This window comes from Vibrio sp. MACH09, assembly GCF_033238805.1.
Lineage (GTDB): Bacteria > Pseudomonadota > Gammaproteobacteria > Enterobacterales > Vibrionaceae > Vibrio.
Window position 1 is genome coordinate 1,456,092 of the sequence record NZ_BSFZ01000001.1, and the last position, 18,761, is coordinate 1,474,852.

At 42.3% G+C, this 18,761-nt stretch carries 16 protein-coding genes; 9 read left to right on the top strand and 7 right to left on the bottom strand.

What is annotated here, in order from left to right; translation table 11 throughout:
- Positions 1-110 precede the first annotated feature (110 nt).
- Positions 111-1,856, bottom strand: coding sequence for a sigma-54-dependent Fis family transcriptional regulator (locus tag CHJ_RS06475; RefSeq protein ID WP_317917219.1), 1,746 nt, complete (start codon positions 1,854-1,856; stop codon positions 111-113).
- A gap of 232 nt (positions 1,857-2,088) precedes the next feature.
- Between CHJ_RS06475 and CHJ_RS06480 the strand changes: the two genes are divergently transcribed.
- Both CHJ_RS06480 and CHJ_RS06485 read left to right on the top strand, forming a co-directional pair.
- Positions 2,089-3,609: an aldehyde dehydrogenase family protein gene (locus tag CHJ_RS06480; RefSeq protein WP_171753966.1), complete on the top strand. Its 1,521-nt coding sequence runs from the start codon at positions 2,089-2,091 to the stop codon at positions 3,607-3,609.
- Positions 3,610-3,966: 357 nt separating this feature from the next.
- Positions 3,967-4,569, top strand: coding sequence for a TfoX/Sxy family DNA transformation protein (locus tag CHJ_RS06485; protein ID WP_317917220.1), 603 nt, complete (start codon positions 3,967-3,969; stop codon positions 4,567-4,569).
- A gap of 54 nt (positions 4,570-4,623) precedes the next feature.
- Here CHJ_RS06485 and CHJ_RS06490 read toward each other — a convergent pair whose 3' ends face one another.
- Positions 4,624-5,457, bottom strand: a complete 834-nt coding sequence (locus CHJ_RS06490; RefSeq protein WP_171753968.1) for a pyruvate, water dikinase regulatory protein — start codon at positions 5,455-5,457, stop codon at positions 4,624-4,626.
- A 168-nt stretch (positions 5,458-5,625) separates the two neighbouring features.
- On the opposite strand from CHJ_RS06490, the gene ppsA reads away from it, so the two are divergent.
- A complete protein-coding gene (ppsA, locus tag CHJ_RS06495) occupies positions 5,626-7,992 on the top strand; it encodes a phosphoenolpyruvate synthase (protein WP_317917221.1) in 2,367 nt (788 codons plus the stop codon).
- 78 nt (positions 7,993-8,070) lie between these two features.
- Here the strand turns inward: ppsA and CHJ_RS06500 are convergent, their stop codons facing one another.
- Entirely contained in the window at positions 8,071-8,961 is an 891-nt protein-coding gene (locus CHJ_RS06500; RefSeq protein ID WP_317917222.1) for a DUF535 family protein, read from the bottom strand.
- Between the two features lie 229 nt (positions 8,962-9,190).
- Between CHJ_RS06500 and CHJ_RS06505 the strand changes: the two genes are divergently transcribed.
- The 4 genes from CHJ_RS06505 (at position 9,191) to mak (ending at position 13,382) form a co-directional block, all read left to right on the top strand.
- Positions 9,191-10,435, top strand: a complete 1,245-nt coding sequence (locus tag CHJ_RS06505; RefSeq protein ID WP_317917223.1) for a B12-binding domain-containing radical SAM protein — start codon at positions 9,191-9,193, stop codon at positions 10,433-10,435.
- Positions 10,436-10,638: 203 nt separating this feature from the next.
- The gene (locus CHJ_RS06510; protein WP_317917224.1) at positions 10,639-11,613 is read left to right on the top strand and encodes an ABC transporter substrate-binding protein; all 975 of its coding nucleotides are present in this window, start codon (positions 10,639-10,641) and stop codon (positions 11,611-11,613) included.
- Positions 11,613-12,290 (top strand): HD-GYP domain-containing protein, encoded by a 678-nt coding sequence (locus CHJ_RS06515; RefSeq protein ID WP_317917225.1) that lies wholly within the window; start codon positions 11,613-11,615, stop codon positions 12,288-12,290. The genes CHJ_RS06510 and CHJ_RS06515 overlap by 1 nt, the downstream gene beginning before the upstream one ends.
- Before the next feature lie 183 nt (positions 12,291-12,473).
- Complete coding sequence (gene mak, locus CHJ_RS06520) at positions 12,474-13,382, top strand: fructokinase (RefSeq protein ID WP_317917226.1); 909 nt, start codon at positions 12,474-12,476, stop codon at positions 13,380-13,382.
- A gap of 87 nt (positions 13,383-13,469) precedes the next feature.
- On the opposite strand, the gene CHJ_RS06525 is transcribed toward mak, so the two are convergent.
- A complete protein-coding gene (locus CHJ_RS06525; RefSeq protein ID WP_171753973.1) occupies positions 13,470-14,135 on the bottom strand; it encodes a 3-oxoacid CoA-transferase subunit B in 666 nt (221 codons plus the stop codon).
- Between the two features lie 2 nt (positions 14,136-14,137).
- Positions 14,138-14,803: a CoA transferase subunit A gene (locus CHJ_RS06530; protein WP_317917227.1), complete on the bottom strand. Its 666-nt coding sequence runs from the start codon at positions 14,801-14,803 to the stop codon at positions 14,138-14,140.
- A 227-nt stretch (positions 14,804-15,030) separates the two neighbouring features.
- Between CHJ_RS06530 and CHJ_RS06535 the strand changes: the two genes are divergently transcribed.
- Positions 15,031-15,954 carry a LysR family transcriptional regulator gene (locus tag CHJ_RS06535; protein ID WP_317917228.1) on the top strand — a complete coding sequence of 308 codons (924 nt, stop codon included), beginning with the start codon at positions 15,031-15,033 and terminating at the stop codon, positions 15,952-15,954.
- Positions 15,948-16,844 (top strand): LysR family transcriptional regulator, encoded by an 897-nt coding sequence (locus tag CHJ_RS06540; RefSeq protein WP_171753976.1) that lies wholly within the window; start codon positions 15,948-15,950, stop codon positions 16,842-16,844. Before CHJ_RS06535 ends, CHJ_RS06540 begins: the two co-directional genes overlap by 7 nt.
- A 52-nt stretch (positions 16,845-16,896) precedes the next feature.
- Here CHJ_RS06540 and CHJ_RS06545 read toward each other — a convergent pair whose 3' ends face one another.
- Both CHJ_RS06545 and CHJ_RS06550 read right to left on the bottom strand, forming a co-directional pair.
- Positions 16,897-17,868, bottom strand: coding sequence for a TAXI family TRAP transporter solute-binding subunit (locus CHJ_RS06545; protein WP_171753977.1), 972 nt, complete (start codon positions 17,866-17,868; stop codon positions 16,897-16,899).
- 60 nt (positions 17,869-17,928) lie between these two features.
- The gene (locus CHJ_RS06550) at positions 17,929-18,759 is read right to left on the bottom strand and encodes a 3-keto-5-aminohexanoate cleavage protein (protein ID WP_317917229.1); all 831 of its coding nucleotides are present in this window, start codon (positions 18,757-18,759) and stop codon (positions 17,929-17,931) included.
- Positions 18,760-18,761: the final 2 nt, after the last annotated feature.

The window sequence follows — 18,761 nt, forward strand, 5'->3', positions numbered from 1 at the left end:
GCCGTAACGCAACTAAGCCTACTCATGTACTTCCAAACGAGCAAAACCACGAATTCTTTCCTGATTATTTTTGCGTATCAGTCTTTATCACTATGTTTGAGAATATTAAACTACATCCCAAGCTTCTTTAGCTTTCGGTAGATGGTATTCCTGCTTACTCCCAATATTTTAGAGGTGCGGCTTATGTTGCCTTGGTTTGCTTGGTAAGTCGCAAGTAACTTGTCTTCAATTGTGGTTTGCAAATTTGTCTCTGCAGTCGTGTTATTGGGTGTGGTGGCGGTTATCTCACGGGCGATGTTATCGGGTATATGTTTAAGGCAGAGAACCGTTTCGTCACTGGCTAAAAGTGATGCCACTTTAATAACATTATCCAATTGGCGAATATTCCCCGGCCATGGATATTGCGTTAATAGCTCGACAAGATCAGGGCTAAGCGTTTGTTCTGTTAATGCGTGTTTCTGGTGTAGTTTGTTGATTAGCGCCACTTTGTCCTTTCGGTTCCTTAACGATGGGATTTCAATTAACAAACCATTAAGTCGGTAGTAGAGATCTTGCCGAAATAAACCAAGTTCTACTTGCTGCTCTAGGTTTTTGTGCGTCGCCGCGATGACCTGAATATCCACATCAATCTTCTTGTTTGAACCAACAGGAACCACCTCCTTGTCTTGTAATACGTGCAGTAATCGGCACTGAGCATCTAAGGGCATGTCGGCGATTTCATCTAAAAAGAGTATGCCTTTGTCTGCCTGACGCACCTTGCCTTGATAGCCTTTACTGTTAGCACCTGTAAACGCGCCGGGAGCGTAACCAAACAGTTCAGATTCAACCAAGTCCTTTGGTAAAGCACCGCAGTTAACCACCACTAACGGTCCTTGTTTGCGGTTGCTCTGTTTATGCAGTGCTTTAACAAATTCGCCTTTGCCGACACCCGTTTCACCTAAAATGAGGAGATTAATCTGTTTATTTATGACCTTGCTTGCTTGTTGCCAGCCGTGCTCAACTCTCTCATCACCGTAGTGGAGAGAACAAGCTTGAGAGTAGGTGGTGGAACTCTGTTTCTTCTGTTCTGAAAGAGGGTGAATTTTAAACACAAAGCTTTGCTGTTCTTGTTGCAGGAGGTGTTCAATCGGCCTGCCTATCATCTGTTCATGTTCAAGCAGTTGTGAGGCGACTTTATTGTGCGCGATGATCTGCCCTTGCTGGTCAGCAATAACAATACCTTGCCAGCCGCTATTTAGAATGGAGTTATCCATGGCAAGATCAACCCGCAATGTGCCTTGTGGCAACTGACATAACAGCTCACTCTCAATGTTTTGTACCATATTTTGAATAAGGTGCTGGGTATTGGCATGGTGAACTTGCTGTTCACTGGTGATATCTAATATCGCTAACATATTGTTATTGTGGTCGAAGATAGGGCTAGCGGTACAGCTGATAAAGCGGTGTTGATGAATAAAGTGTTGGTCACCAATAATGGAGATCGGTTTTTCCTCTACGATAGCGGTGCCAATGGCGTTGGTGCCTTTTAAGTTCTCTCTCCAGCAAACGCCACTTTCCAATGCTATGGTGGTGAGCTTACTTTGAAACTGTTTTTGTCCCCATGATCCAATAATCACGCCATCGGTATCGGTTAAAATGAGCCGACTATTGGTTCTGGCGAACAGCTGATTGAAGAAAGGAAGTGCCAGCTTTTCAACTGCACTAATCAACGTCGCTAACATCGCTCTGCGTTCGTTGAGCTGTGATTTTTTGACTCTCGCTTCCTGAGGTAAACGCCGTTCGTGTAAACCTGCATCACTGCTTCTCATCCATGAGCAATTAAGCCAATCAGTTGTTTCATTTGTAGGGAGCTGCATAACTGTTCCATTTTGTAACAATAAGGGTGTGTCAATTGGTGACACTTGAACACGGCTTGACTGATAACGATCCTTGCCTAGTTAAATTCATACGGCTTGTTAATGAAATGTAATCATAGTGTTACATGTTGTTGTGATCAAGTTTTGTAAAGTTGGCCTGTGACTTGCGTTAGGTGAGGTCATACTCCGGATGTGGAGTGTGTCTAACTCAGCTAAAACAAGGGAATATTTTATGATCTATGCTCAACCAGGAACGGAAGGTTCAGTCGTTAGCTTCAACTCGACTTACAATAATTTTATTGGTGGTGAATGGGTAGCACCGGTAAAAGGAGAATATTTTGATAACCTTTCGCCAGTTAATGGCAAAGCATTTTGTAAAGTGGCTCGCTCTACGGAAGAAGATATCAATTTAGCGCTTGATGCCGCTCATGCAGCGAGAGCATCATGGGGATCTACCAGCGTTGCAGAGCGCTCAAATATCTTATTGAAAATAGCCGATAGAGTAGAGCAGCATTTAGAAGAGCTCGCAGTGGCTGAAACTTGGGAAAACGGTAAGCCAGTTAGAGAAACCCTAGCGGCGGATCTGCCATTGGTGGTGGATCACTTCCGCTACTTTGCTGGATGCATTCGTGCTCAAGAAGGTTCTGCGGCTGAGCTAGATGTTAACACCGCGAGTTACCATTTTCCTGAACCTGTTGGGGTTGTAGGGCAGATTATTCCGTGGAACTTCCCTATGCTTATGGCAGCTTGGAAACTTGCTCCAGCACTTGCTGCGGGGTGTTGTGTGGTGCTGAAACCTGCAGAACAGACGCCGACTTCTATTCTCGTTTTGATTGAAAAAATCGCCGATATATTACCAGCGGGTGTGGTGAACGTGGTTAATGGCTTTGGCCATGAAGCGGGACAAGCGTTGGCAACCAGTGAGCGAGTCGCAAAGCTTGCCTTTACTGGTTCTACGGAAATTGGTCACCATATATTGAAGTGTGCGGCAGAAAGCTTGATTCCGTCTACCGTTGAGCTAGGGGGTAAATCCCCGAATATCTATTTTGCCGATGTGTTTGATCATGAAGATGATTATTTGGATAAATGTGTCGAAGGGATGTTACTAGCGTTCTTTAACCAAGGGGAAGTGTGTACTTGTCCATCGCGTGTTCTTGTGCAGGAGTCCATTTACGATAAGTTTATCGCGAAGGTGGTAGAGCGTGCTAAAACCATCGTACAGGGAGATCCTCTGGATGTATCCACGCAGGTTGGTGCACAAGCGTCTCAAGAGCAATTTGATAAGATTCTTAGCTACTTAGAGATAGGTCGCCAAGAAGGTGCAGAAGTGTTAGTCGGTGGAGAGCCTGCGGTGCAGGAGGGTGACCTTGATTCTGGTTACTATATCCAGCCAACCATGTTAAAAGGTGATAACTCAATGCGCGTGTTCCAAGAAGAGATTTTTGGACCCGTGATTGCAATCACGACCTTTAAAGATGAGCAAGAAGCGTTAGCCATCGCAAATGATACGGAATATGGTTTAGGTGCGGGTGTATGGACACGAGATCAAAACCTAGCTTATCGAATGGGGCGCAATATAGAAGCGGGAAGAATATGGATTAACTGTTACCACGCTTATCCTGCTCATGCCGCGTTTGGTGGCTACAAGAAATCAGGTATTGGTCGCGAGACGCACAAGATGATGCTAGATCATTACCAAAACACCAAAAACTTACTGGTTAGCTATGATGTTAATCCGCTAGGATTCTTTTAGCTGAGAGACACTCTAGGCAAACTTTTGCGAGAGTAATGTTTTGCAAGAGTAATGGAAAAGGCAGCATTAGCTGCCTTTTATTCTTTTAAATAGTATTAAGTTTTATTAAAAAATATGAATAAGGTGTGTGAAAATTACCATTGATATTTCTATATGCTGATATTTATTTAATTAGTCTATTATTACTCAGGTGAGATATCTCACAATAATAATTGTTAATATAAAAATATAGTGTGTCGCTATTGAGCTGCCGAGGTGATTTATTATATCTTTGTTGTTAATCGCCGCGCTCTATTTTTCTTTTTTAAAGGAATGACGGCCTGTTCTTATTAATTACTAGGTAATATATTTGTCAATATGGAAAATATCGTACCCTTTCCCAATGAAGATTTTGTTTTAGATAGTATCGCGGATTTTTGCGAGATCTCTCGAAGCAACATTCAAGTACACTACATGTTTAAGTATCATGTTTTAAGCCTAAATGGTCATGCTTTTGCAATGGTTATCGATGGCCGACTAGCGCTTAAATACGGTAATAGTAAACAGCTTAAAGAGCGACTGTTGCAAGAGAATGGTCAGGTAGTTTGTGACTATTCAACAGTGACCAAAACCATGTCCTATTTATCGATTCATGAAGATTGTTCATTACCAATCTCTAACAGTTGTTTAGAGTTACTAAAGCGAGTGATGTACTACTGGTATAATTTAGGTGAATCACCTCGTGTGGCCTCTATAGAAAACATGACCAATATTACTAAAAGCTTGGCGCTATCTTTACATAATATTGGTATTAAAAGCGTTGATGAATTAAAGCATTTAGGTTCTGCTAATGCTTATCATAAATTAAAAACAGTTTATCCTGATATTCCAAATAGTTACTATAGTCGTATAGAAGGTGCATTAACTAATAAACACTACATGTTTGTTGAAGAGTTTTATATAGACTCTTTACCTTGTTAATGATTGCCATTTATCTGAATATATAAATTAAAATGGGCGCTCGCCCATTTTTTGCTAGTAAAGACGTCCTTTTAGTCCCGTTTGCTGCAATATTCGCGCAGAGATCTCTTCTACCGATAGTGAAGAGGTATTGATATAGGGGATCGCTTCACGACGGAACAGTTGCTCAACGCTGTGTAGCTCTTCGGCACACTGCTTTTCACTGGCGTAGACGCTGTTGGCTAAACGTTCATTTCTAATCTCAGCCAATCTCTCTTTATTGATGGTTAAACCAAACAGTTTATGCCGATAGACTTGAAAAATATCTGCTAACGCTAAAGAGGGTATATCGTCACTAATAAATGGGTAGTTGATAACCCGCAATCCAAAATGAAGTGCCATATATAAACTGGTTGGTGTTTTGCCACTTCTAGAGACACCCAGCAAAATAATGTCCGCTTGCTCAATTCCTTTCAAAGATACGCCGTCATCATGGCTTAACGTGTACTCAATGGCAGAAATTCGGTCATAGTAGGCTTTCTCATCTTTTCCTACGCTACGCGAACGCTGAAGCTTAGGTTTGGCTTCTAGCTGAAGATCTTGCTGAATAGGCTTAGTCAACATGCTCAAAATATCATAAATGTGAGCATCCGCCGTCATGATAATTGCTTTCACTTCTGGAATCACGGTAGAAAGAAACACCACGGGAGAAGTGCCGGTCTTTTCTTTCGCCTGTTTAATATGTTGCAACGCCTGATACGCCATTTCGCTGTTTTCCACAAAGGGAATCGTTTGCTCGTGAATTTTAAATGAAAATTGGCCTAATACAGCGTTTCCTAATGTTTCACATGTGATGGCTGTTCCATCAGAAATATAAAACACGTCACGTCTTTCGATAGTTTTTTGCATATTTTGTTGAATCTTTCAAAAATATTTTATATTTGTATAAGGATAATACTGATAACTCTATCAAGCAATCGGATTAATGGTCACACTTCTCAATATTGGAATAAGAGAAACGTCTCATTTTCGTTGCTTACCCCCTACATCATTTGCTGTTAAGCATAGGAGAAAAACGTGGAAAAGAACGTACTTTGGTTCAACACTCTATCAATGAAGGATGTTGATAAGGTTGGCGGAAAAAATGCGTCACTTGGTGAAATGGTATCTAGTTTGGCAAAGGCCGGAGTGTCTGTCCCAAATGGATTTGCAACAACATCGTATGCGTTTAATCAGTTCTTAGATTTTGAAGGATTGGATGAACGAATTCATAGCATTTTAGATACGCTGGATGTGGATGACGTCGCCGCGCTAAGGCAGGCGGGAGAAACCATCAGAGAGTGGATTCTACAAGCTCCTTTTCCACCTGCGTTAGAGCAGGATATACGCGACTGCTACACGCAGTTGTTGGATGGTGACCAATCGATTTCTGTTGCTGTTCGTTCATCTGCTACCGCGGAAGATTTACCGGACGCCTCTTTTGCCGGTCAGCAAGAAACATTTTTAAATGTTTCAGGCATAGAATCCGTCATTGAAGCGACCAAACACGTTTTTGCTTCACTGTTTAACGATAGGGCAATCTCATATCGCGTTCACCAAGGTTTTGATCATCGCGGTGTTGCGCTCTCTGCAGGGATCCAGCGAATGGTGCGGTCGGACAGAGGAGCATCAGGAGTTATGTTTACTCTTGATACTGAATCTGGTTTTGATCAAGTGGTGTTTATCACCTCATCATGGGGTCTTGGAGAGATGGTGGTTCAGGGGGCGGTCAATCCTGATGAGTTTTATGTACATAAGCCGATGCTTAAAATGGGTAACGACGCCATTTTGAGAAAAACACTCGGTTCGAAGCGAAGTAAGATGATTTATGGCGATAGCAGCGCACTAGGGAAGCAAGTCGCCATTTGTGACACCGACGCTAATGAACAAACTCAATTCTCACTTGATGACCAAGACGTTCTTTCTCTTGCCAAGCAAGCGCTGATTATTGAGCAACATTACGGTTGTGCCATGGATATTGAGTGGGCTAAAGATGGTGTCAGTAACGAGCTGTTTATTGTTCAGGCTCGTCCAGAGACTGTGTGCTCGCAAAATAGTGCCGATGTAATTGAACGTTTCCAACTGAAAGACAAAGCCGAAGTGCTTGTTGAAGGGCGAGCGATAGGCCAGAGAGTTGGAGTTGGCCCAGTAAGGTTAGTGAGTGACCTGAGCGAGATGGAACTGGTGCAAAAAGGGGACGTATTGGTGACAGACATGACGGATCCTGATTGGGAACCGGTCATGAAAAAAGCGTCCGCTATTGTGACAAACCGAGGAGGAAGAACTTGTCATGCGGCGATAATCGCTCGTGAACTTGGCATTCCAGCTATTGTAGGTTGTCATGACGCAACGGAGCAGTTACAAGATCAACAACGGGTGACGGTTTCATGCGCGGAAGGTGAAACAGGCCATGTTTATCAAGGGGAGTTGCAGTTTGATATTCGTCGCTCAGAAGTTGGGAAACTGCCGCAACTGCCCGCCAAGATGATGATGAACGTGGGTAATCCTGACAGAGCATTTGATTTTGCTTGTATTCCGAATGAAGGGGTGGGGTTAGCTCGCTTAGAGTTCATTATCAATAAAATGATAGGTATTCACCCTAAAGCCTTGCTTAACTACCAACAACAGCCTAGTGAAATCAAACAGAAAATTGACCAGATGATTGCCGGCTATGCGGATCCGGTTGAGTTTTATATTGCTAAGCTGACCGAAGGTATCGCTACCATTGCAGGAGCGTTCTGGCCTAAGCGCGTGATAGTGAGAATGTCGGATTTTAAATCTAACGAGTACAGTAACTTGATTGGCGGTAAGCAGTACGAACCGCATGAAGAGAACCCAATGCTCGGTTTTAGGGGCGCATCTCGTTATGTTTCTCCTGAGTTTGAGGACTGTTTTGAACTGGAAACCGCCGCGATTAAGCGAGTTCGTAATGACATGGGATTGAATAATGTCGAGATCATGATCCCATTTGTTCGAACGCCATCAGAAGCTTCATCAGTGATTGATTTGCTGGCTAAATATGGCTTAAAACGCGCTGATAACGGACTGAAGGTCATTATGATGTGTGAGCTACCTTCCAACGCGGTACTGGCGGATGAGTTTCTAAAGTACTTTGATGGTTTTTCTATCGGCTCTAACGACATGACTCAGTTAACTCTTGGTTTGGATAGAGATTCTGGCGACGTCGCCCATCTTTTCGACGAACGTAACTTGGCAGTGAAAGCGATGCTCAAGCTGGCCATCGACGCTGCTAACCGAGCAGGGAAGTATGTTGGCATATGTGGGCAAGGTCCTTCAGACCACCAAGATTTCGCTCAATGGTTGATCAGTGAAGGTATTAACTCCTTATCTCTAAACCCCGATACGGTATTGGATACTTGGGTGGCGCTTGGAGAAGAAGTGTAACGGTCAGAATAAGCCTTAGTCAGTATTAATTAAGCGCCAATGTAAGTTGGCGCTTATGTTTAAGTATACTCAATGTACTTATGACATGAGTTTATTGATATTTTGTTGCAAGTCATCAAGCCAGTCATATCGCTTCTTATACATCGACCGTTTAGTTCTTTTTACTAACTGAAGATCTTTTCGAGTTTCTTCAATAGGCAATTCCATAAAATTTGAATTAAATGCTTTGCCACCTAACTCTTTCCAGTGTTTTTCAAAATCTGCCAGTACTTGTTCGCCTTTGTTGCGTTTTTTATAACGTTTGTTAAACCAAATGTGCTGATTGTTTTTAATGGCAACAACAGTTTTTACGTCCCAGCTTTTAGCAATATAAAGCCCAGTTCTAACAATGAGATCCTTTGGTCTAAGCCCGTATACAGTCTTAGTTAGCTGTTTGATTTTTTGCTTGTTTTCACTGCTACTTTTAGGGCCTTGAAGAGCACCAATCTTCATAGTTCGCTGACCATTGATAGAGCCGATAATAAAATGCAGCATATAGATTTTCTCACCGTCAGGAGCAAGTAATCGTAAAGACATTTCACCCTCTTGTTTACACCAGCCATCACTAACTAATACGACTGAGTAATAGGCATCTTCCACGCATATTTTCATAATATTTAAAGGTGGAGTTTTTGGATTGTAGATATGATCAATTATAGGCTTTGATAAATAGCTCTCTACAAATTGATAGTGGTTTACAATTCGTCGAACATTTGATTTAACCGAGCCTTTTGATACCAAATAAGGATAAAAGGCTTTGACAATAAATGGCTGGTGTTTTTCTGAAACTTGATGAGCTTGTTTTGCGAGCTCTAATGTCTCTGGGGATATCTGCTCTAAGTAATTTTTCATTGCACCATAGTAAAAAAGGAAACGAATTATATATTTCAGCTGGTATTCGATGTCTTTAAATGGTTTTTTGTTTTTCACCGGTGATAGGTTTAGGTGGGATGATAATTCTGCAATATTCGTAACTAATTTAGAGCGGCTCATTATTGTTTTTTATTCAGTTTAGATATGTTTGGTTATGCTATTTTGCCAATTGAAAGGTGAATATGAGGTAAATGCCTTTTGATGTGCTTGCATTGCTAGATAACGAAATCTTAACGATTTGGGGTGTAAGTTGTGCTTCGATATAGAACGAGATTTGGAGACGACCATGAAAATTGCACTGATTAAAGCAAGCCAGCAGAGTGATTTTAAAGAGTATAAAAAGTATGTGGGTGCGCCGCCACAGAGTATCTTTTCTGCCGCTGCTGTGTTGGAAGGTATTGCCGATATCGTAATGTACGATGAGACATCAGCAAAGAAATGCCCTGACAAGCTGTCTGTTGATCTTGCGGTTATTTTTATGTCCACTCCTGATGCGATAAGAGCATATTCTCTTGCGGACAATCTGATGTCGAACGGAGTAAAAGTTATTTTGGCTGGGCTGCACACAACGTTTATGCCACAAGAAGCCTTGTTGCACGCTCACGCTATTATTAAAGGCGAATCTGATGCTTTATGGCCGCAGATTTTATTGGATGTCTCTGCCAATAAAATGCAACCTATTTATCAGTCGTCGTCACCTTACGATCTCGCTCAGCTTAACCCTTACCCAACGCGATACCTATCTGCCGGAGTGTATAAGAATATCTGGTCGGTTATGGTTTCTCGCGGCTGTCGTTTTAAATGTAACTACTGCACCATTCCGCGTTTTTTTGATAGTCAGACTTATCGACCTATCGGACAAGTGGTGGATGAGATTAAGCGTAGTGGTGCACAATATATTGAGCTCAAAGCGGATAATTTATCGTCAGATAGAGAATACTGCTTGGAGTTATTTGAGGCGATGACACCTTTAAATATTCAATGGGTGGCGGAAACTAACCTACGCTTTGCTGACGATGAAGAGTTGTTGGTTGCCGCCAGCAAAAGCGGTCTGAGTTATCTATTAGTGGGATTAGAAACCCCTTCTAAAGGGGCACTTAAAGAAGCGGCGAAAGGCTTTAATAATATCCATAAATCGAAAGAGTATATCGACAAGCTTCATCAACACAACATAGTGGTAGACTCCTGCATGTTGTTTGGTTTTGATGAGCACGAGACGGATATTTTCGATCAAACATGGGACTATATTCACGATGTGGATCTGGATGTTTGTCATCCGGTAATCATGATTCCATTTCCAGGAACACCTCTGTATCAAGATCTTGAACAACAAGGGCGAATTTTGACACGAGACTGGTCTCTGTATGACGGTGTTCATGCTGTTTATCAGCCAAGTAAGATGAGTGTTGAAGAGCTGGAGAGTGGAACGCAGAAGTTCTCTGAACGCTATTATTCTACCTCATCCACGTTGGCAAGAAAGTGGCGACACATAAAGCGTTTTGGTACATCAATGGCCTACATGCTGCCTTAATTCTTTGCTGATTAATAAAAAATTCATCTAGTTATGCGCTTTCATGGTGAACTCGTTGAATATCGAACTATACTAAAAAGGAGCATACAGCAAGGAATGTGATAAGTATGGACAATAGGTTAAGGGTTAGATGTTGTAAAACAGTATATGGCTTTTTAACTTTATGGTTACTGCTTTCACCTGCGGTTTTATTTGCTAAAAGTATGCAAAATATATTGGTTTTGCACTCTTACGATGCATCCTATGGCTGGACGGTAGATTCACAGCATGGCATAGAAGACGCAATTAAAACCGCATCACAACCGATTAAGCTCTCGGTAGAGTATTTGGATACTAAGCGCATTAGCAACCCTGAATATTATAAATACATGAGGGAGTACATTAAGTACAAATACAATAGCTACGAGTTTGATGGTGTAATACTCACAGACGACAATGCCTTGACCTTTTTTAATAGTCTGAAGCTAGATAATTTAAAAGGCTTACCTACGGTTGCTGTGGGTATCAACAATATAGAAGCCAGCCTTTACTCATCAACCAGTAAAGGAACGGTTATCTATGAAAATGATTATATTGTCGAAAATATTCGCTTAATAAAACGACTACGACCCAACCTCAAAACACTCTATTTTCTCTCTGACTATAGTGTTACCTCAAAAATCACTCGTGAAAAAATATTGACTGAACTGGCTAAACATACGGATATCTCTTTGGCTGAAATCCGCAGTGAAAGCTTAGCTCAAGCAGGAAATACGTTATCGAAAATCTCCCCGGATGATGCAGTATTGCTGACGCACTTCAATACCGAATTAGATACGGGTACCTACTATGGATACGAGGAAGTGGCGAGACGGCTTTCTGCAAAAAGTGCGGCACCAATCTTTGTTTTCTGGGAGTTTTATATTCAGGGAGATGTGCTGGGTGGTTATGTAAATCGTTCTTATAAAATGGGGGTACAGGCGGTGGAGTTGTTAGGGGCGAAACTGCCCGAGTCTATTAATGTCACCATGTCGGTAGAAAAAGAACATGCAGCCGTTTTTAACTTCTCTTCAATTGATCGTTACCAAATTCCTATGTCGTTGCTGCCTGAAGAGGCTTATGTAATTGGCAAGCCTAAGTCTTATGTAGAAAAAATATACGGATACTTTCGTTCTTGCTGGTGGTGCTGGTCTTATTGATGATCGTCATCTTGATCTTGTCTATTTCATTAAAGAGAAAACGTAAAATCAACAGGCATAAACAGCAGCTAATCGAAATTCAGGAACAGAATCTGGCAGAACAGAAGAACTTCATTCATCTATTGAGTGATGCGATAGAGGCGCATTCAGGGGGCATTGGTCATCACATTAATAGTGTGGCAGAAATGACGGGGCTACTAGCGCGATATGCTGGTTTAACAAAGCATGAACAGCGTGTGATCGAGAAGCTTAGTCCTATGCACGATATTGGAAAAATCGGTGTACCGCGGGAGATTTTGATGAAAGCGGGGGCACTCACGGATAATGAAAGACTGATTGTTGAAACACATACCGTCATTGGGCATCAATTGCTCTCCAATAGTGAAGGGGAGTTGATGGGGTTAGCGGCTATGATCGCTTTGGATCATCACGAGTACTGGAATGGTAAAGGGTATCCAAATAATAAAGTTGGCAGTAGCATTCATATTTTTGCTCGAATTACGGCGATAGTGGATGTGTTTGATGCGTTACTCAGCCCGCGTTGCTATCGAGAACCATGGAGCATAACCGATGTAATGGACTATTTTGAGGAGCAGAGTGGTGAGCAATTTGATCCTCAACTCACCCGACTGTTACTGGATAATATCGATGAGTTTTTATTGTTAAGAGATCTATAAGTTCAAGTTATCTCTGCATCACTGAGTTTCAATTTACGGCGTTAAACCCCAGCTCTTTAGCTTAGCGGCTTTAGAGCTTTTTATTATCTTTTGACCGCTAGCACAGACACTTGCATCAAGATTATTCAAACTAAACGCAGGTCAACAGACCATTGAGACTTCACTAATTTAGAGAGATAAGTAATGAGAATAGGTATTGATCTGGGCGGGACGAAAATAGAAGTTATTGCACTATCGGATTCCGGTGAAGAGCTGTTTCGTAAAAGAGTGAGTACGCCAAAAGGATCGTATCCAGAGACTCTCAACGCTATAAAAGGTTTGGTAGAAGATGCAGAATCGGCAACGGGTCAAACGGGTACGGTTGGCATCGGAATTCCGGGAACCATCTCGCCATACTCTAAAAAAGTAAAAAATGCTAACTCAGTATGGTTAAACGGCCAGCCATTAGATGTTGATTTGTCTGCTCTGCTTGATAGAGAAGTGAGAGTAGCGAATGATGCCAACTGCATGGCCGTATCTGAAGCAACTGATGGTGCAGGGAAAGGCTACGGTGTTGTGTTAGCGTTAATTTTAGGCACTGGCGCGGGTGCCGGCATTGTTATTAATGGCATCCCGCATCGTGGTGGTAATGGCATTGGTGGGGAGTGGGGACATAACCCTATGCCGTGGCAGGATGATGAAGAACAAGCATTTTCTCGTTCAACCCCTTGTTATTGCGGTAAGAGTGGCTGTGTTGAGCAGTTTGTCTCTGGAACGGGCTTGTGTGCAGATTATCAGCGCCGAACAGGTCAGTTGATTACTGGTAAAGAGATTTCAGATCTTGCAGAACAAGGAGATGCAACGGCGTTGCTCTCATTAGAAGCATTTGAACGACGTTTAGCAAAATCCATTGCTGGCGTTATTAACCTACTTGATCCAGATGTGGTTGTTTTGGCGGGTGGTGCATGCAATATTTCACGTTTATATCAGAATGTGCCTAAGTTGCTTGAAGAGCATACGTTTGGTGGTGAATGTCATACACCAATAAAACCTGCTGTCCATGGTGACTCTAGTGGTGTGCGCGGCGCAGCTTGGCTATGGCCTGCTAAATAGCCTGTAATATCTTAGGGTGAGAATTGGCCCTAAGATATTACAGCAATAGAGTGAGTGATAAATCTGCTCACTTAAGTGGAGCGATGATCACGCCATCACTTTAAGGTCATCGGCAATAATAAGCGTCGCTTCGGTGACGCTTTGTACTTCTTCAACGCTTGTGTCTTCTGCTATCTCAATTAAGGTCATGCCGTTTGCGGTAATCTCGATCACTGCTAACTCTGTGACGATCAAGTTGACTTGCCCCTGCGCGGTGAGAGGCAGTGTACAGTGATTAAGTAGCTTTGGTTTTCCTTTCACTGTGTGTTCCATTGCCACAATAACCTTTTTAGCGCCAACCACTAAGTCCATGGCTCCGCCCATACCCGGAACCATTTTTCCCGGTATGATCCAGTTTGCCAAGTTGCCATGTTGGTCCACTTGTAAGGCGCCTAGTACGGTAGCATCAACATGACCGCCGCGAATAATGGCGAATGACTCAGAGCTGTTGAAGTAAGCGGCACCCTCAATAGCCGTAATTGCTTGGCCGCCAGCGTTAACGAGATCGGGATCAGAGTCAGCTTCAGTGGCCATTCCTTTTATGCCAAGTAAGCCATTCTCCGATTGAAATAATACAGTAACGTCATTGTCGATTTGATCAGCCACCATTGTTGGTAATCCGATGCCCAAATTAACCACATAGCCATCTTTGAGTTCTTTAGCCACTCTTTTGGCGATCCGCTCTCTCGGCTCAATAGTTTTGTTAGTGTTCATTTTTATCGCTCCTCTGAGTGGCGGCTTTGAAGAATGAAATCAACAAAGATAGAAGGCGTGTGTACAGACTCTGGCTGTATTTGGCCGATATCTACTATTGTTTCAGCTTCGGCGATAACAGTGTCGGCTGCGGTTGCCATCAGTGGATTAAAGTTCTGGGTGGTTTTTTTATAAAAAACATTACCAGATGTATCGACAATGGAGCCTCTGATTAATGCAACATCGGCGTGTAGTGGCTTTTCCAATATGTAAGGCTTTCCATCGACTTCAATAATTTCTTTCCCTTCTGCGACGATAGTTCCAAGGCCTGTTGGTGTTAATACACCACCTAGACCTGCTCCAGCGGCTCGAATTCGTTCAGCTAATGTCCCTTGTGGAACAAGTTCAACGTCAAGTTCTCCGCTGTTCATCTGCTGTCCGGTTAACGGGTTTAAGCCGATATGAGAGGCGTAGAGTTTTTTAATTCTTTTATCAGAAATTAACCGACCGGAACCAGACTCAGGCATACCTGTATCGGTACTGATTAAGGTTAATTCACGAATATCACTGTCAAGAATGGCATCGATCAATGTTTCCGGCGCACCGTTGGCCATAAAGCCACCAATCATTACTGTCATTCCGCTTTTAAGGTGTGACGTAACGATGTCAGTATCGGTTATTTTTTTCATCGTTTATCCCAGTTAATTCATGTCGCTATTTTGTACAGTGTATGAGCAAAACTCATATTTAGCATAGGGACACATTCAGGAACAGGCTTTGCATATTTGCAATGTGGACTTGCATCGCTTGTTTGGTAAGCTTTTTATTCAGATTACATTTAATTAACTGATTATTTTGCAAACAGAAATTAGAAAGAATATTCTTGCCTGTATGAACCAGAGGAATAGGTGGGACCATGCTTAAAGGAAGTGAGCTCCCTTCAATCAAGGCGTTGAGAACCTTTATTGCAGTGGCAAATCATATGAGCTTTTCGAAAGCGGCTAATGAGCTATCCGTAACGCAAGGGGCGGTTAGCAAACAAATTGCGGCTCTTGAGCAGCAGTTAGGGCAGCCTTTATTTGAAAGACACATTAACGGAATTGTCCTTTCTAATGCGGGTAAGCGCTATTTGCCAAAAATTTCTCAAGCTTTGGAGATTATTCAGTACTCAACATCCAGCTTGTTACAAACTGAGCAAGTGGAAGAAGTGTTAACCGTGAATGTAACCCCTTCATTTGCGAGTCTTTGGTTGATCCCTGCTATCGAAAGTTTTAATCAGAAACACCCCAATATTCAAGTCAGGGTGAAAACAGGGGATGGCATGGTAAAGAGTATTAACAGTGATAGTGACCTATATATTCGTTGTTTACCTCTCTCTAAACACTATGAAAATGCCTCGCTATTACAGAAAGAGACCTTGTTGCTTATAAGTGCAAATAGCCAAATGAACATCGATCCTGAGGGAGGGAAAACGCCTCTTGATGATATGGTGTTTATTCCTCAGATTACCAGACCACAACTGTGGGAACAGTTTAAAACAGAACAGCAATTACCAAAACTGAATCGCTTTTATGGCGTGGGTTTTGAGCATTTCTATATGTCTTTAGAAGCGGTAAATAACCACGGTGGAGTCGCTCTGCTACCGGATTTTATGGTGGCTAAATCGCTCACAAGTGGCCATCTTATTAATCCATTAAATCTGTCTATTGAGAGTGGGTATGGTTATTACCTAATCGTACCCAACTACCGGCTGGCATCGCGAAAAATATACGAATTTAATCAATGGCTTAATGAGACGCTTATTCCAGCAGCAAAAGCTGCAAAAGGTGATGTATGTTAGATAAAATGGCATTTTTTGTTTATGTGGTTAGGCTCAACTCAATTTCTGCTGCTTCTAAGCAGTTTGATATTTCGGTTTCTGCTGGTAGCCGTTGGCTCAAAGAGCTAGAGCAGCAGATGGGAACACCTCTTTATCGTCGAAATAATCGCTTGCTCACTCCAACGCCAGCGGGGATTAAACTGTTTGAAGAGTACGCGCCTATTGTTGACCGTTCCGAGGTGATTGTTCGTGAAGTACAAGGATTTCAGTCAAGCCAGAAAGGGCATATAGATATTAGCTGTACGCCCGTTTATGCCAATCATTTTTTAATGCCGATTGTGAGTGAGTATCTGCGTGAGCATCCCGGTATTACATTTAACTTAAATATCACTCCATGGGCACTTGATGATGCCACCAACGTTGATTTTGCTGTGAGTGCGATTGCCAATTATCAAGGGTATCGGGAGCGCGACGTGTTGCTTGTACGTCGTGAATTGATTGCTTGTCCGTTTGTTGTGGTTACCTCCAAGGCGTATCTGCAATTACGAGGGGCACCGATGGAGCCAAGCGAACTAAAGGAGCATCTCTGTTTATTTGCTACCAGTTTAACAGGGAGTAATGACTGGGTGTTTACTAAGGAAAATGAATCGCAAATTGTCAAAATTCCCAAATCAATTGAAGTAAACGACAGTGATTTATTGTTACAAGGTGTGTGTAATGGCGCTGGTATTGGTTATCTACCCGACTTTCTTGTCAGAGAGAAAGTTGAAAATGGTGAGCTTGAACAGCTGTTAACGGAGTACCAGACCAGTAGTTGGAGTTTGAATTTATATTATCAACCTCAAGGCAAAGCCTCTTCGGTGGCGGAGCATTTTAAAAATTATTGGTTAAAAAAACAAACCAGCCACTAGGGCTGGTCTAATTATTTTTATAAACAAATACCGTTTGGTTACTTGAGTATAATTACATTAATCCTGCTTCTTTGTAGTACTTAACTGCGCCAGGATGAAGGGGTGCAGAAAGACCATCTTTGATCATCTCTTCTTTCTTCAAGTGAGCAAAAGCAGGGTGCAGTTTTCTAAAGGTATCGAAGTTTTCAAATACTGCTTTAACGATTTGATACACGACATCATCTGGTACTTGAGTAGAAGAAACAAAGGTTGCCCCTACACCAAATGTAGCAGTGTCATCTGGGTTACCATTGTACATGCCACCAGGTACTGTTGCGGTACGGTAAAAGCTCTTATCGTCCACAAGTTTCTTCACTGTGCTGCTGTCAACCGCAACAATCTTACTGTCACATGAAGTGGTTGCTTCTTTGATAGCACCACTTGGGTGACCTACAACGTACACCATTGCATCGATTTTGTTATCACACAAGGCTTTAGACTGCTCAGAAGCTTTTAACTCAGAGACCAGTTTAAAGTCTTTCTCAGTCCAGCCATAGCGCTCCATAAGTACTTCCATGGTGCCGCGTTGGCCTGAACCTGGGTTACCAATGTTGACGCGTTTGCCTTTTAAGTCGTCAAAAGTATTGATGCCTGAGTCGGCGCGAGCAACAACGGTAAACGGTTCTGGGTGGATTGAGAATACAGCACGTAGATCACCAAAAGCGCCTTTATCAGCAAATTTGCTTGTGCCGTTATAGGCGTGATATTGCCAGTCTGATTGTGCGATACCCAGATCTAACTCTCCTGCACGAATGGTATTGATGTTGTAAATTGAACCACCAGTACTTTCAACAGAGCAGCGAATGCCATGCTCTTTTTTCGATTTGTTTACTAAGCGGCAGATTGCGCCACCTGTTGGGTAATACACGCCCGTTACGCCACCAGTACCAATGGTAACAAAACGATCTTGTGCGCTGGCGTACAGTGACGTACCCAACAGAGCGGTTGCTGCGGTGGCGGTTAATAGGGATTTTAAACGTGACATAATAATTCCTTTTACTAAAAATGAACGTGTCCACGATGAATTCTGAATTGCGGATATCATCTATTTGATTAATTCCGCTTTAAAGCTGCTAGCGCTGTGCTGCTCGATATTAAGTAAGGTCATTATTTGCAGTAATTTGCTCACCTGTTCAGCATTGCTTGCTGCTTCTAATCCATGGCAATTCATATGGTTATTTTCAAAGCCTATTCTTACGTCGGCTCCCATTAGCATAGCACTGATTAGGCATTTCTGTTCCATTCGACCAAAGGCGCATACCGCCCAGCGATTTTTTAGTGTATCAAGCGGATGGTTAGCAAAAGGGATGAGATCCATTGGGTTTGCTTGCATTTCTTTGTGATATCGACCTAGAACCAATAGGATATGATGACGGTGATTTGGCAGAATACCAGATTCAATAAGTGAGAAGTAACGCAAGAGATCGTGTTCAGAATAGAGGATATATTGCGGAATAATCGACTTATCTGTTAGCCAATGAAAGAATTTTTCGGCGGTTTGTAGATAAGAATCATCAGGAATGAGTTCACAAAGCGCAAAAGACGCCGCTTCTGGTTGAGTATGAGTAATTAATTCCATCTGTTGTTCTGGCGTATATAAGCCGATAGCTTCAGTGGTGAGTTGAACAATAATCTCGTCTGCTAACTCAGATTTTATCGCGTCAAGTAGCCTTTGGTTGGTATCAATATCTAATGAATGATGCCCATTGCCATCTCTTGCATGCAAGTGCACCATTGCCGCTCCCGCTTGTTGACAAGCAATGACTTCATCTACAATTTCATTAACTGAAATTGGCAGTCGAGGGTGATGTTCTTTGGTTTTTTTCGCACCGTTAGGAGCAACAATAATAGCAATTTTATCTTGGTGATTTGTCATTG